The sequence below is a fragment of the uncultured Pseudokineococcus sp. genome (genome assembly GCF_947499845.1).
Taxonomy (GTDB): Bacteria; Actinomycetota; Actinomycetes; order Actinomycetales; family Quadrisphaeraceae; genus Pseudokineococcus.
Genome location: NZ_CANMPM010000032.1, coordinates 1 through 12,112 on the forward strand (window position 1 = coordinate 1; position 12,112 = coordinate 12,112).

Below are 12,112 nucleotides of genomic sequence, written 5' to 3' on the forward strand. Positions count from 1 at the left end.
TCGCCCTGGTCTACCGCGGCGGCGTCGTCCTGGCCGCCATCCTCACCTGGCTCAAGCCGTAGAGAGACACGCTCTAGCGGCTCAGGCGCGCATCCCGAGGTAGGTGCGGAGGTCGTGGGAGACGGTGTGCGGCGTCCCGGAGTCGGCGAGCGCGGCGCGGAGGGCGTTGCGGGTCTCGTCGCCGTGGCCGTGCTCGGCGTCGAGGTCGGCGAGGGCGCGGGCGGCGCCGCGGTCCGGGTCGTCGACCTCGACGTCGCGCAGGGCGGCGATGACGCGGGCGATGGAGTCGGGCAGGGGGGTAGCCATGAGGAGGTGTCCTTCGTGTCGAGGTGAGGAGCTCGCCGGCGGGCGGCCGGGAGCGGCGGTGCTAGCCGCGGCGCGGCGGGTCGCCTGGCTGGGCCGCGGCGGACTTCCGTCGACCGCGACGGTGAGCGACACCGCGCGTTCCGAGGCGTCGCGCGTTGCGGGAGAGGGCGCGGGCGAGGGCGCCGTTCGCGCCGGGCTCGTCGGCCGTCGCCTCGTGCCACCAATCGGGGATGGTGGAGCTGAGGTGGAAGCCGTCGTCGTGGACGGTGGTGACCTCGGCGACGAGGCGGTCGGCGAGCCGGTCGAGGTCGGAGAGGTCACCCTCCACGGGCGCCGGATCCGATGACTCCGCCGGCGTGCGGGGTGGCGCCGTTGCCGAGGTCTTCTTTTTCGCCCAGGCCATTAGGCGTTGTTCCAGTGGGTACGCCGGGGCTTCGCCGGCGCCGGCGGCTTGATCGCGACGAGCGCCGTCCGGATCTCGGCTCGGTACTTGTTGAGCTCGGAGACGAAAGGTGAGACGCGCTGGTTGTTGCGGCTGCCGGGGACGAGGAGGTTCTCGGTCTCGGCGATCGCAGCTTCGAGCCGGCCGGCAATCGTCATGTGGCGGACGGCGCCGCGCAGGATCGCGAGCTCGCGGGCGTCCGGTTCGAGCTCGTGCTCGTCCATCTCGCGGAGGTGCTCGCGCCAGAAGTCGGCGGCCTCCTCGGAAATATCGGCCGGGGGGTCGGGAAGCGTCATCGGTGCCTTCTTGGGGTCGAATGGTGAAACACGGTGGGGACTTGCAGCCGGTCCTAGGCCCAGACCTCTCCGATGCTCTGGAGCGCGCCGGCGAGGGACCCCCGGTGGGGGGTGGGGTGCCGTCGTGAACGGCCGAGCGCGGCTCGGGCGTGCTCGCGGTCGCGGCGGCGTGCTCGACGCGGCAGAGAGGCGCACAGCGATTGCGGCTGGAGGTGCCGAGGTCGAGCCGCGGCGCGGAGGAGAGGGCGAGGACGAGCGGGAGACCGACGACGTCGAGGTCGTCGTCCTCGTGGTCGTCCTCGCCGTGGTCGCCCTCGTGGTGCGGGAGGGCGGACGACAGGGGCGAGGCCGCCGGCGAGGGCGAGGCCCGCTCGTGCGTGGCAGTGCCGTCGCCGGTGGCGTCGCCGGTCGTGGCGCTCGTCGTCCTCGTCGGCGCCGTGCTCGCCGCCTCGTCGTCGAGGCGTCCGGCGACGTCGTCGGTGCCAGGGCCGGTGAGGCCCGCGCCGTCGTCATCGGGGGCGAGGCGCGGGCGCCGAGGTCGTCCTACTGCTCGGGCTCGTCCAGTCGCGCGAGGAAGGCGCGGGCGGCGTCGAGCGCGTCACGGACGCGGGCCTCGACGAGGACGGCGGAGTCGAGCAGTTCGGGGGCGAGGGTGCTCACGCCGGCGCCCCCGTGCCCATGACCAGCAGGTAGCCCGGGACTCCACACGCGCACCCCCAGCGGGACGCGGGGTGTGCTCCTGCCGCGCGGGAATGGGCGACGCGGTGGCCCAGAAGCGGCGCGGCCGTGGTCGGCCCGCCGCCGTGCTGCGCCCTACCGCCGCACTCGCCACAACGGGCTGAGAGGAGCCACGAGCCCTCGTGGGCGCGAACGCGCTCGACGGTCATGGTGGGTGCCGGCCGTGGCCGGGCGTTGTCGTGCATGAGGTGGGTCCCTTCGGAGGCGCCGACGGTGGCGCCGTGGTGTTGGTGGGGGTGCTCGCCGGGGCGAGCCGGAGCCGTCGAGTGCACGTCGTGCACGTCGTGCACGTCCTGGCTCGACGTCTCCTCTAGCGCGCTCGCGGGGGTCTCAGACGTCGCCGCCGGGGCTCTCGGCCCTTCCTTGCTCCAGGGTCAAGGGAGGGTGAGAGCCGCCAGGACGTGCACGACGTGCACGACGTGCACTGCGGCGCTCTGACCTGCGGCGATGGGTGTGCACGTCGGAGTGCACGTCGGGTGCACGTCGCCGCGGCGATGTGCACTCAGAAGGGCGTCGAGGCCGCGGCGGAGGTGTCGAGGCTGTCCATCGCCGCCGGGGAGGCGGTGAGGGTGACGGTCTTCCCCTGCGCCGAGCGGCGTCCCTTCTCGACGGTGATGCCGGCGTGACGGAGCGCCTCGGAGGCCCGGTCGAGCGCGGAGCCGACGGCGCGGGCGTTCTCGGGCCACCAGCGGGGGCGCTCGATGCCGAGGCGTGCCTTGAGCGCGCGGTCGAGCTCGCCGACGGTGCCCTTCCAGGTGCCGCCGGCGTGGACGGCCACGGCGATGACGGCTGCGGAGAAGGGGTCGTCCTGGGCGCGCTCGGCGAGGTCGACGTCGACGTTGGAGGTGTAGGCCGCGAGGTGCCCGGCGTCGAGGTCGAGCCCGAGGGCGAGGTCGAGCGCGGCGAGTGCCTGGCCGTAGTCGGCCATGCGCGGCCAGGAGGAGCGGGCACGGGCGGCCTGCTCACGGTGGGCGAGGATCCGAGCGACGTCGTCGAGGACGGCGCCGAGGATGCTCGCGCGCGCGGCGTCGAAGGCTCCCCAGAGCTCGGCCTCGGAGCGACGCTCGGAGTCGGGCACGCGCTCGAAGTCGACGTGGACGAGTCGCTCCAGGGCGTCGGAGCCGAGCCCGGCGGGCATGTTGATCGAGGTCGCGACGCCGGAGCGCCGGTAGGTGACCAGGCGCAGCGTCTCGTTCGAGTAGAGCGTCCGGGAGTCCTCGGTGACGCCGGTCACGAGCCGGCAGACCCAATCGGAGGTCGCCGCTGAGACCGACGTGATGTTGTCGTAGGAGACGAGGAAGCGGCCGTTCGCGGCGACGGTGTCGTCGCGCTCGCGGCGTCCGGGGGCCTTGCCGAGCGCGTCGTTCGGCTCGACGACCGAGAGGAGCATCCGGGCGCGGGTGCTCTTGCCGGAGCCCTGGACGCCGGTCGCCCAGAACAGCGGGCGGGGGACGTCGTCGAGGAGCGCGGCGGCGAGCCAGCCGCGGGCGAGCTTCCAGCGGGCCTCGTCGTCCTCCAGGCCGAGGAGGCCGCGCAGGACGTCGAGGGAGCCGCCGGCCTCGGGGACCGGGAGGGCACGGGTGGCGGCCGAGCGGCGGAAAAGCGGCGTGCTCGGGGAGGGGTCGAGCACCCTCCAGCCGGCGGCGGTGACCTCGACGACGCGGCCGGCCGCGTCGCCGAGGTCGACGGTCACGGTGCCGGGGGCCGTGTGCACCCGTAGGGCGACGTGCTCGGGCTCGCGGGCGAGGGCCTCGGCCTCGACGGCCTCCAGGGCCGAGGTAAGGGCCTGGGGACCGATGATGACGGGGCGCCCGGCGGCAGCGGTCTCCTCCCGGTAGCGGCGCAGCACGGCGCCGCGCATGGGCTTGATCTCCTGGGCGACGCGGGGCTCGCCCGGCGTCGACGACGCGGCGAAGGGCATGCCCTCCTGGGAGACGCCGAGGTGGTTGGTGCGGGTGATGAACTCGAAGACGTCGTTCGCCGAGACGGCGGCCCGACGTCCTGCGCCGGCCTCCTCGCCGTCCTCGGTCGAGGTCCGGGGGCGCGGCGGGAGGACGGGGAGCGGCTCGGCGCGCTCGGGGCCGAAGCCGAGCCCGCGGCGGTCGCTGACGACGCGCTCGACGGCGCCGCGCAGAGCCCGGCGGTAGTCCCGTTCGGTCTCCCTGCCGGGCTTCTCCGCGAGGTAGGCCTCGCGGACCATGGCCAGGGCGCCGGGGACGCCGACGGCGCCGCCCGCACCGGCGGCGACGAGCCGGAGCGTCGTGCGGAGCATCGCGCCGTGCCTGTCGCCCGAGCCGAGGTCGAAGTCGCGCAGGACGGCGGCGACCTTCTCGTCGGCGTCGCCGACCTCCAGCTCGGCGAGGAGGGCCTCGACCTCGGCCTCGTCGACGCTCACGCGGTCGGCCTCGGTGCCGGCGCTGAGGTGTTCGACCCACGCGGCGGGCAGCTCGGGCAGCTCCTCGGGGCGGGGCAGCGTCGCCGGGGAGCGGTCGACGCTGGAGACCCAGGCGTAGGTGCCGCCGTCGGGGTGGAGCGAGGGGCCGGCGACGGCCATGCGGTGTGCGCGGTGGACGACGTCGATGTGCTCGCCGGCCTCGCGGCGCCAGGTGAGGCCCTCCGGCGCCCGGACGAGCCGGATGCCGGAGACGCCGCTCGTGCGGGCGCTGGTCATGACGGTGGCGGGGAGCTCGCCGAGGCGGGCCTCCAGCGCGGCCAACGTTGCGCCGCCGCGCTTGTCGCCGTAGTCGTCGACGTCGATGCCGACGACGCCGGAGGGCAGGCGGAGGGCGACGTTGCTGTCCGGACGCTCCTCGACCCACCGGGCGACGTCCTCGTCGGTGGGCGTGCGCCCGTCGGCGCCGGTGAAGCCGACGGGCGGCGGTCCCTTCCGGCCGGGCGGCAGGGGGAGGACGTCGCTCCAGCCGGCGGCGCGGTAGTCGGCCGCGGCGTCGGCGTAGGGCGTTGCGGTCGTCGTCGCTGAGGAGATAGCAGGCACGAGAGCTTCTTTCGTCGGGCGCTGGCGGAGGCGCGGGGGGAGTGGAGGTGCCGAGGGGCTCGGGCGGGGGACGAGCCCGCCGCGTCGGCGCGCGCCTGGAGGGCACGAGCACGACGCGGCGGTCTCCGCTCCGCCAAGAGCCCGCCTCCCAGGACGGGAGGTGGTCGAGGCGCCCGGGGTGGTCACAGGCGAGAAGGGGCGGCCCCGACGTCGCCGGCCGGAAGGGGACGGCGGCGACGCCGGGGCCTGGAGCTGGCCAGCCGCACCACACAGCCGACCAGCGGAAGCCACGAGAGCGCGGGCGCCGGAGACGTCGACGTCCCATGCAGAGGACGGAGGCTCGACGGCGCCGCGGTGCTCTCGCGGCGGTCTAGGGGAGGAGTCAGGCGGCGAGGTGCTCGCGCAGCACCTCGACGGCCGCGGCGACCTCGGCGCGGCGGCGCTCACGCTCGGCGCGGGCCTCGGCGCGGGCGCGGCGGCCGGCCTCGGAGACGTAGGCGGCGTGCCGACGCTTGCGGCACAGCTCCGAGCACGTCGAGGCCGGCGGGCCGGGTCGCACGACGACCTCGAAGGGGCGGTCGCAGGAGGCGCACCGCGCCGTAGTGGGTCGGGCGGTCATGGCGGACCTCCTCACGGGTCGAAGGGCTGAGTAGTTAGAGCCGCCGCAAGGGGCACACGGAGCGGGGGCTACTCGCCAGGTCTGTGAGGGAGGCCGGATCGGCTCACGCTGGAGCATTCATCCCACGGACTGAGACGTCGTGACCGAGCCGTTGCTCGCGCGGCCCCCGACGGCTCTCTCGTGGCGGCTCGATCGCGGGCCAGCGCTTGACGTTGTCGTCACGCTGCCGAGCGGGTGACGCGGGCGGCCTCGCGGCGGGCGCGGTCGGTCGCGGACATGCAGGGGCGGCACGAGGAGGAGAGGCCGTCGGCGCGGGTGCGGTTGGAGCGGTACTCGGCGGCGAGCTTGGTCTCTCCGCAGGAGAGGCAGCGCTTCGCGTAGCCCGGCTGGCGCCCTGGCCGAGAGGCCTCGCGGGCCTCGGCGGCGGCGAGGCGTCCGGTGACCATGCGGCGCAGCGCGGAGGCGCGGGCGTAGCGCTCGTCCGGAGGGAGGTGGGCGACGGCGTCGTCGAGGGAGGGAGTCATGGTCTCCAGGTCTGTGAGATCCGCCCCACGGCTCAGCCGAGGGCGGGGTCGTCCTCGTCGTCGAGCGCGACGACCATGCGGCCGGGCTCGTGGGTCTCGGCGTCACTCACGCCGAGGACGTGGGCGGGCTTGCCGATGAGGACGACGCGGGTGTCGACGGGGGAGTATCGGCCCCGCTTCGTCGCGGGGCGGAGGATGAGGGCCGCGGCCCAGGCGGAGACGAGCCGGCGGCGGACGACGACGTCGCCGGCGGCCCAGGCCTCGCGGTAGGTCTGGCCGGTGGGGCGAAGCTCGGTACGGACCTCGGGGGGCCGAGCGAGAGCTTCCTCGCGGCGCTCCTGGAGCCGCTGGAGGACTGCGAAGGTCTCCGGCGTCGCCGCTCGGCGGAGCGTCTCTGTGGCGGCGTCGATCGCTCGCTCGATCTCGGCTAGCTCGACGTCCTCCGGGGCGTACTCGATGCGCTCGTACAGCGGCAGGTCGCCCGCGGCGTCGAGGAAGGTCTCGGAGACGTATGCCTCCAGCCGCTCGGCCTGGATGGTCACCGGGCGCGCGCACTTCGTCGAGCCGGCGCGGCGGGTGACGCAGGCGTAGGCCGGAGCGCCGCGGACGCTGTTGACGTAGCAGAGGCCGTCGCAGCTCGCGCAGCGCACGAGGCCAGACAGAAGCCGCGCGGCGCGGCGCCGCTTCGCCGGGGGCTCGCCCGTGCCGCCGGTGCCGATGCGGGCGCGGACCCTCGACCACGTCTCGGCGTCGAGGAGCGGCGGCCAGACCTGGGCGGGGAAGCCGTCCTCGTCGCGGACCACCTCGCCGCGGTGCACGACTCGACCGACCGTGCGCTCGGAGCGCAGGAGGCGCACGAGGGAGCCGACGCGCCACTCGGCGTCCTCGCGGGAGGCGGGGACGCCGCGGACGTTGAGGTCGCGGACGACGGCGTAGGCGGTGGCGCCCTCGAGAATGCGCCGCGCTGCCTCGCGGACGACGGTGGCTTGCTCGTCGTCGACGACGAGGCGGTAGCCGGGGCCGTCGGTGGCCTTCTCGGCGCGGTAGCCGTAGGGCACGGTGCCGCCGCGCCAGCGGCCCTCGCGGACGAGGCGGGCGATGCTCGCTGTCGTGCGCGCAGAGGTATTCTCGCGCTCCTGGCGAGCGACCTCGGCGATGACGACGGCGGTGATGCGCCAGCCGGCCGCGGCGCTGGAGATGCCGTCGCGGAGGGTCAGGAAGAGCGCGGGGTCGCCGGCTTTCTCGCGCTCGTCGAGCACGTCGACGAGGTCCGCGACGGCGCCGAGGCCGGCGCGTGACCACCTATCGAAGGCGGCGACGAGGAGGACGTCCGCGCGGCCGTCGGCGAGCATCGCTAGGGCGGTCCGTGCGTTCTCGCGGGCCTTCGCGCCGGAGACGTTGGGGTCGGCGAGCTCGGCGACGAGATGCCAGCCCTCGCGCTCGATGCGCGCGGCGCACTCTTCGCGCTGACGGTCGATCGACGTCGATGCCTCGGTGTGGTTGCTGAGGCGGAGGTACGTCACGACGCGGCGGGCGCGCCGAGGTTCTTGAGGGCTGGTCACCTAACGCAGCGTATGGCAACCTACGGGCACGCAGGCGGGCAAGACGACGATGCTCAACTGCCTGGCGGCCGCCATCCCGCCGCGCTCGCGCGTGATCACGTGCGAGGAGGTCTTCGAGCTCAAGGTGCCGCTGCGCGACTGCGTGGGGCTCCAGTGCCGCCAGCCCGGCCTGGAGGGCACCGGCGAGATCCCGCTGCGGCGCCTCGTCAAGGAGGCGCTGCGCATGCGCCCCGACCGCGTCGTCGTCGGGGAGGTCCGGCAGGAGGAGAGCCTCGACCTGCTCATCGCCCTCAACTCCGGCCTGCCCGGGATGGCCAGCGTGCACGCCAACAGCGCCCGAGACGCGGTCGCCAAGATGTGCACCCTGCCGCTGCTGGCCGGGGAGAACGTCAACAGCCGCTTCGTCGTCCCGACCGTGGCGAGCAGCGTCGACCTCGTCGTCCACGTGGCCCTCGACCGGGACGGCCGTCGCCGCGTCCGCGAGGTGGTCGCGGTGCCCGGGCGCGTCGAGGACGGCGTCGTCGAGGTGGCGGACGTCTTCACGACGGTCGCCGGCGACCTCGTGCGGGCCGACGGCTTCCCGCCGCACGAGGACCGCTTCGAGCGGGCGGGGCACGACCTGCGGGCCCTGCTGGGCGGCGGCTGACGTGGGCGCGCTCGTGGGCCTCGCGGCCGGCGCCGGCCTCTTCTGCGTCTGGTGGTCCTGCTGGGTGCCGACGGCCGGTCCGGCGGCTCCGCGCCGCCCCTCGCGCCGCTCGGCCGCCCTCCGCGACGAGCTCGTGCAGGCCGACATGGCCGGCGTCGGGCCGGGGGCGCTCGTCGCGGCCGCCGCGGTGGTCGGGCTCGTCGTGGCGACGGCGGTGCTCCTCGTCGCGGGGTCGCCCGTCGTCGCCACCGCCTTCGGGCTCATCGCCGCCGCGGGGCCGCGCGCCGTCGTCCGCTCCCGGGCCCGCGCCCGGCGCACGAGCACGCGGGAGCAGTGGCCCGAGGCGGTCGACCACCTGACCTCGGGCATCCGCGCGGGGCTGTCGCTGCCCGAGGCGCTCGCGCAGCTGTCGGTGCGCGGGCCGGTCGAGCTGCGGCCCGCCTTCGCGGCCTTCGCGGAGGACCACCGGGCCACGGGCCGCTTCGGTGACTGCCTCGACCGGCTGAAGGAGGCGCTCGCCGACCCCGTCGCGGACCGCATCGTCGAGTCCCTGCGCCTCACGCGCGAGGTGGGCGGCAGCGACCTGGGCCGCCTCCTGCGCACGCTGTCCACCTTCCTGCGGGAGGACGCCCGGACGCGCGCGGAGCTCGAGGCGCGGCAGAGCTGGACGGTCAACGGCGCCCGCCTCGCCGTGGCCGCCCCGTGGGTCGTGCTCGCGCTGCTCGCGACCCGGCCCGAGGCCGTCGACGCCTACGACAGCGCGGCGGGCGCCGTCGTCCTCGCGTGCGGCGGCGCCGCCTCCGTCGTCGCCTACCGGCTCATGGTCCGTCTCGGGCGCCTGCCCGACGAGGAGAGGGTGCTGCGGTGACGGCGGCGCTCGTGGCCGTCGCACCCGCGACGGCGGCGCCGTGGTCGTGGGCCGGTGCGGGACTGGGCCTGGTGGCGGGCCTCGGCCTGTGGCTGGCGCTCGTGCGCCTCCCCCTGCTCCGACGGGTCTCCCTCGAGGACCGCGTCGCCCCCTACGTGCGCGACTCCGTGCCGCCGTCCCGGCTGCTGCGTCCCGAGGCGCCCGCCGGGCCGCTGGCGGCGGTAGAGCGGATGCTCGCCCCGGTCATGGCCGACGCCGTGCGCGGCATCGAGCGGGTGCTCGGTGGCCGCGCGGGCGTGCGGACCCGCCTGGACCAGCTGGGGGCGACCACCTCCGTGGAGGACTTCCGCGCCCAGCAGGTCGTGTGGGGCGCTGGAGGACTGGTCGTGGGCGCGCTCCTGGCGGGCGCGGTGGCGAGCGCGCGGGGCGTCGCCGTCGTGCCCCTGGCGCTCCTCGTGCTCCTGGGGGGCGCGGCCGGCGTCCTCGCCCGCGACTGGTGGCTGACCCGCGCCGTCCGACGGCGCGAGGAGCGCATGACGGCGGAGTTCCCGACCGTGGCCGAGCTCCTCGCCCTGTCCGTGGGGGCGGGCGAGGGGGCGGTCGGCGCCCTCGAGCGCGTCTCGCGCACGTGCGCCGGCGAGCTGTCGGGCGAGCTGCGCCGGACGCTGGCCGAGGCCCGTGCGGGCGCCTCCCTGGTGCAGGCGCTGCAGGGGCTGGCCGACCGGACCAGCCTCCCCAGCCTGGCGCGCTTCGTCGACGGGGTCGCCGTCGCGGTCGAGCGCGGGACGCCGCTCGCGGACGTCCTCCGCGCCCAGGCCCAGGACGTCCGCGACGAGGGCCGCCGGGCGCTGCTCGAGAGCGGCGGCCGCAAGGAGATCGCGATGATGGTGCCGGTCGTCTTCCTCGTGCTGCCCATCACCGTCGTCTTCGCGGTCTTCCCGGGGCTGGCCGTCCTGAGGCTCGACCTGTGACCCCGGCTGCCGACGTGCGCCGGGGTCGCCTCGCAGGGCCGGCGCCCTCCGGACCGCCGCCGACCGCGCGTCCCCGTCCGGCGCCGCCGCTCGCCCCGGCCGCGCGACCGGCAGGAGAGCCGTGCCGCGCCCGTGACGGCTGCGCGTCCGGCCCCGCGTCCGGCCCTTCGCAGGGCACCGACGGGGCCGACCCGACGGCCCACCACCGAGCCGGCTCCCCGGCCGACCTCCCCGACCCGACCCATCCGACCGACCGAGACGGAGCACCGCATGAGCACGAGCACGACGACGAGGGCGGCCAGGGCCGCCGCCGCCCTGGGCCGTGGCCTGGCCCGCCGCATCGCGCGCCTGCGCGGCGACGACCGCGGGGACGTGCCCGGCTGGGTGATGGTCACCCTCATGACCGCGGGGCTCGTCGTGGCGCTGTGGGCCGTGGCCGGCCCTCGCCTGGCGCAGGTCTTCACCACGGCGATGGACCGGGTCCTCGCCGGCGGCTGACCACGGCGACGCGGGACGACCGGGGGTCGGCCGTCGTCGACTTCGCCCTCGTCTCCGCGCTCCTGACGCTCGTGCTCGTGGGGGTCGTGCAGCTCGCCGTCGTCCTCCACGTGCGCGCGACGGTCGTGGACTGCGCCGCCGAGGGGGCCCGGTACGGCGCCCTCGCGGACCGCACCCCGGAGGACGGCGCCGAGCGCACCCGCGAGCTGCTCACCGCGGCCCTCTCCCCGGCGTACGCGCGCGACGTCCGCGCGACCGTGCGCGCCGTCGGCGGTCGCGAGCTCGTGGAGGTGCACGTGCGGGCCCCGCTGCCGGTCGCCGGGCTGGTGGGGGTGGGGGACGTGCTCGACCTCGCCGGCAGGGGGCTGGTCGTCGAGGGCGGGGGCGCGTGAGGGCGGCCCGGCCGGCTCGGCTCGCCGGCGTCCGGTGGCGCGTCCGCGACCTGCGTCGCGACGCCGATCGCGGGAGCGCCGTCGTGGAGTTCGTCGGCCTCGGCGTCCTCCTGCTCGTGCCCGTGGTGTACCTCGTGATCGCCGTGGCCCAGCTGCAGGCCGGTGCCTTCGGGGCCGAGGCCGGTGCGCGCGAGGCCGCCCGCGTGATCGCCTCCGCGACGGGCTCGACGCCGTCAGCGGCACGCGCCGACGCCGAGGCGGTGGTCGCGCTCGCGCTGGAGGACCAGGGGGTGGATCCCGCCTCGGCGCGCCTCGACGTGCGCTGCGAGGCGGACCCCTGCGGAGCGGGCGGGTCCCTCGTGCGCACGACGGTGCGGCTCGAGGTGGTCCTCCCCGGCGTCCCCGCGCCCCTGGCGGCGGTGGTGCCCGCGCGCGTGCCCGTCGAGGCCACGGGCACCGCTGCCGGGGACCGCTTCGCGGGGGTGCCGTGAGCGGCGGGGGGACCACCCCTCGCCGGTGCGCCGGCGACGGGAAGGAGGAGGGGCAGGTGACCCTGCTCGTGCTGGGCTACGCCGTCCTCGCGCTCGTCGTCGTCCTCGTCGTCACCGCCGCCTCCGCGGTGCACCTCGAGCGCAAGCGGGTGTGGGCCGCCGCGGACGCCGCCGCGGCGGACGCCGCAGACGCCGTGGACGAGGCCGCCTACTACGGCCAGGACGGCCTCTCCGGGGGAGTGCCGCTGACGGACGCCGCAGTACGGGCGGCCGCCGAGGACCACCTGCGCCGCAGAGCGGCCTGGGACGACCTCGACGGCGTCGTCCTCGGCCCGGGGACGGGCACGCCCGACGGCCGCACGGCCCAGGTGCAGCTGGTGGCGAGGGTCGACGTGCCCGTGCTCTCGCTCCTGCCGGGAGCGCGCGTGGCGGGGGGCCCGCTCACCGTCGTCGTCACCTCGAGGGCGCGCACCTTCCTCGACGCCGGCTGACCGAGGGGGGCCGTCGGGGAGCCACCGGCGGCGGTTTGGACGACCCCCCGCCGTGGGGTAACGTTCACGTCGCCGCAAGGGACCGGGAAGCCGGGTCCGGCCGGACCACCTCGGTGGTTGACGGCCTGAGACCCCGGGGTCTAAGTTCGAGCGGTTGCCTCCAGGGAGGCACAGGTGGTCTCCACCGGTGCTCCTGGCGGGTCTGCTTCTTGAGAACTCAACAGCGTACCGAAGTCGAATGCCATTTTTTGTGGGCTGGGCTGGTGGTGCTGG

The 12,112-nt window shown here is 76.1% G+C and carries 13 protein-coding genes and 1 pseudogene; 7 read left to right on the forward strand and 7 right to left on the reverse strand.

The genetic code is table 11. The features are described from left to right. Nucleotides 1-81: 81 nt before the first annotated feature. The 7 genes from Q0789_RS16185 to Q0789_RS16215 form a co-directional block, all read right to left on the reverse strand. The gene (locus tag Q0789_RS16185) at nt 82-306 is read right to left on the reverse strand and encodes a hypothetical protein (protein WP_298807019.1); all 225 of its coding nucleotides are present in this window, start codon (nt 304-306) and stop codon (nt 82-84) included. 61 nt (nt 307-367) lie between these two features. Further along, a complete protein-coding gene (locus tag Q0789_RS16190; RefSeq protein WP_298807020.1) occupies nt 368-634 on the reverse strand; it encodes a hypothetical protein in 267 nt (88 codons plus the stop codon). Nucleotides 635-708: 74 nt separating this feature from the next. Next, nucleotides 709-1,044 carry a hypothetical protein gene (locus Q0789_RS16195; protein WP_298807021.1) on the reverse strand — a complete coding sequence of 112 codons (336 nt, stop codon included), beginning with the start codon at nt 1,042-1,044 and terminating at the stop codon, nt 709-711. Nucleotides 1,045-2,284: 1,240 nt separating this feature from the next. Next, nucleotides 2,285-4,777: a bifunctional DNA primase/polymerase gene (locus Q0789_RS16200; protein WP_298807022.1), complete on the reverse strand. Its 2,493-nt coding sequence runs from the start codon at nt 4,775-4,777 to the stop codon at nt 2,285-2,287. 382 nt (nt 4,778-5,159) lie between these two features. Continuing rightward, nucleotides 5,160-5,396, reverse strand: a complete 237-nt coding sequence (locus Q0789_RS16205) for a hypothetical protein (protein WP_298807023.1) — start codon at nt 5,394-5,396, stop codon at nt 5,160-5,162. Nucleotides 5,397-5,614: 218 nt separating this feature from the next. Continuing rightward, entirely contained in the window at nt 5,615-5,920 is a 306-nt protein-coding gene (locus Q0789_RS16210) for a hypothetical protein (protein WP_298807024.1), read from the reverse strand. Between the two features lie 32 nt (nt 5,921-5,952). Further along, nucleotides 5,953-7,482 carry a recombinase family protein gene (locus Q0789_RS16215; RefSeq protein ID WP_298807025.1) on the reverse strand — a complete coding sequence of 510 codons (1,530 nt, stop codon included), beginning with the start codon at nt 7,480-7,482 and terminating at the stop codon, nt 5,953-5,955. Nucleotides 7,483-7,507: 25 nt separating this feature from the next. On the opposite strand from Q0789_RS16215, the pseudogene Q0789_RS16220 reads away from it, so the two are divergent. The 7 genes and pseudogenes from Q0789_RS16220 to Q0789_RS16250 all read left to right on the forward strand — a co-directional run. Then, nucleotides 7,508-8,128: pseudogene (locus Q0789_RS16220) on the forward strand (CpaF/VirB11 family protein); the annotation flags it as partial. A 1-nt stretch (nt 8,129) separates the two neighbouring features. Then, complete coding sequence (locus tag Q0789_RS16225) at nt 8,130-8,996, forward strand: type II secretion system F family protein (RefSeq protein ID WP_298807026.1); 867 nt, start codon at nt 8,130-8,132, stop codon at nt 8,994-8,996. Further along, the gene (locus Q0789_RS16230; protein ID WP_298807027.1) at nt 8,993-9,967 is read left to right on the forward strand and encodes a type II secretion system F family protein; all 975 of its coding nucleotides are present in this window, start codon (nt 8,993-8,995) and stop codon (nt 9,965-9,967) included. Before Q0789_RS16225 ends, Q0789_RS16230 begins: the two co-directional genes overlap by 4 nt. 270 nt (nt 9,968-10,237) lie before the next feature. Next, the gene (locus tag Q0789_RS16235) at nt 10,238-10,465 is read left to right on the forward strand and encodes a hypothetical protein (protein ID WP_212770960.1); all 228 of its coding nucleotides are present in this window, start codon (nt 10,238-10,240) and stop codon (nt 10,463-10,465) included. After that, a complete protein-coding gene (locus Q0789_RS16240; protein WP_363326169.1) occupies nt 10,462-10,857 on the forward strand; it encodes a TadE/TadG family type IV pilus assembly protein in 396 nt (131 codons plus the stop codon). The genes Q0789_RS16235 and Q0789_RS16240 overlap by 4 nt, the downstream gene beginning before the upstream one ends. A gap of 83 nt (nt 10,858-10,940) precedes the next feature. After that, nucleotides 10,941-11,348 (forward strand): pilus assembly protein, encoded by a 408-nt coding sequence (locus Q0789_RS16245; protein ID WP_298807029.1) that lies wholly within the window; start codon nt 10,941-10,943, stop codon nt 11,346-11,348. Nucleotides 11,349-11,404: 56 nt separating this feature from the next. Further along, the gene (locus tag Q0789_RS16250) at nt 11,405-11,839 is read left to right on the forward strand and encodes a hypothetical protein (protein WP_298807030.1); all 435 of its coding nucleotides are present in this window, start codon (nt 11,405-11,407) and stop codon (nt 11,837-11,839) included. Nucleotides 11,840-12,112 lie beyond the last annotated feature (273 nt).

Bases quoted from the DNA above. Each gene is read 5' to 3' on its own strand.
- Q0789_RS16185 (WP_298807019.1), bottom strand. From the start codon at position 306: ATGGCTACCCCCCTGCCCGACTCCATCGCCCGCGTCATCGCCGCCCTG.
- Q0789_RS16195 (WP_298807021.1), bottom strand. From the start codon at position 1,044: ATGACGCTTCCCGACCCCCCGGCCGATATTTCCGAGGAGGCCGCCGAC.
- Q0789_RS16205 (WP_298807023.1), bottom strand. From the start codon at position 5,396: ATGACCGCCCGACCCACTACGGCGCGGTGCGCCTCCTGCGACCGCCCC.
- Q0789_RS16210 (WP_298807024.1), bottom strand. From the start codon at position 5,920: ATGACTCCCTCCCTCGACGACGCCGTCGCCCACCTCCCTCCGGACGAG.
- Q0789_RS16235 (WP_212770960.1), top strand. From the start codon at position 10,238: ATGAGCACGAGCACGACGACGAGGGCGGCCAGGGCCGCCGCCGCCCTG.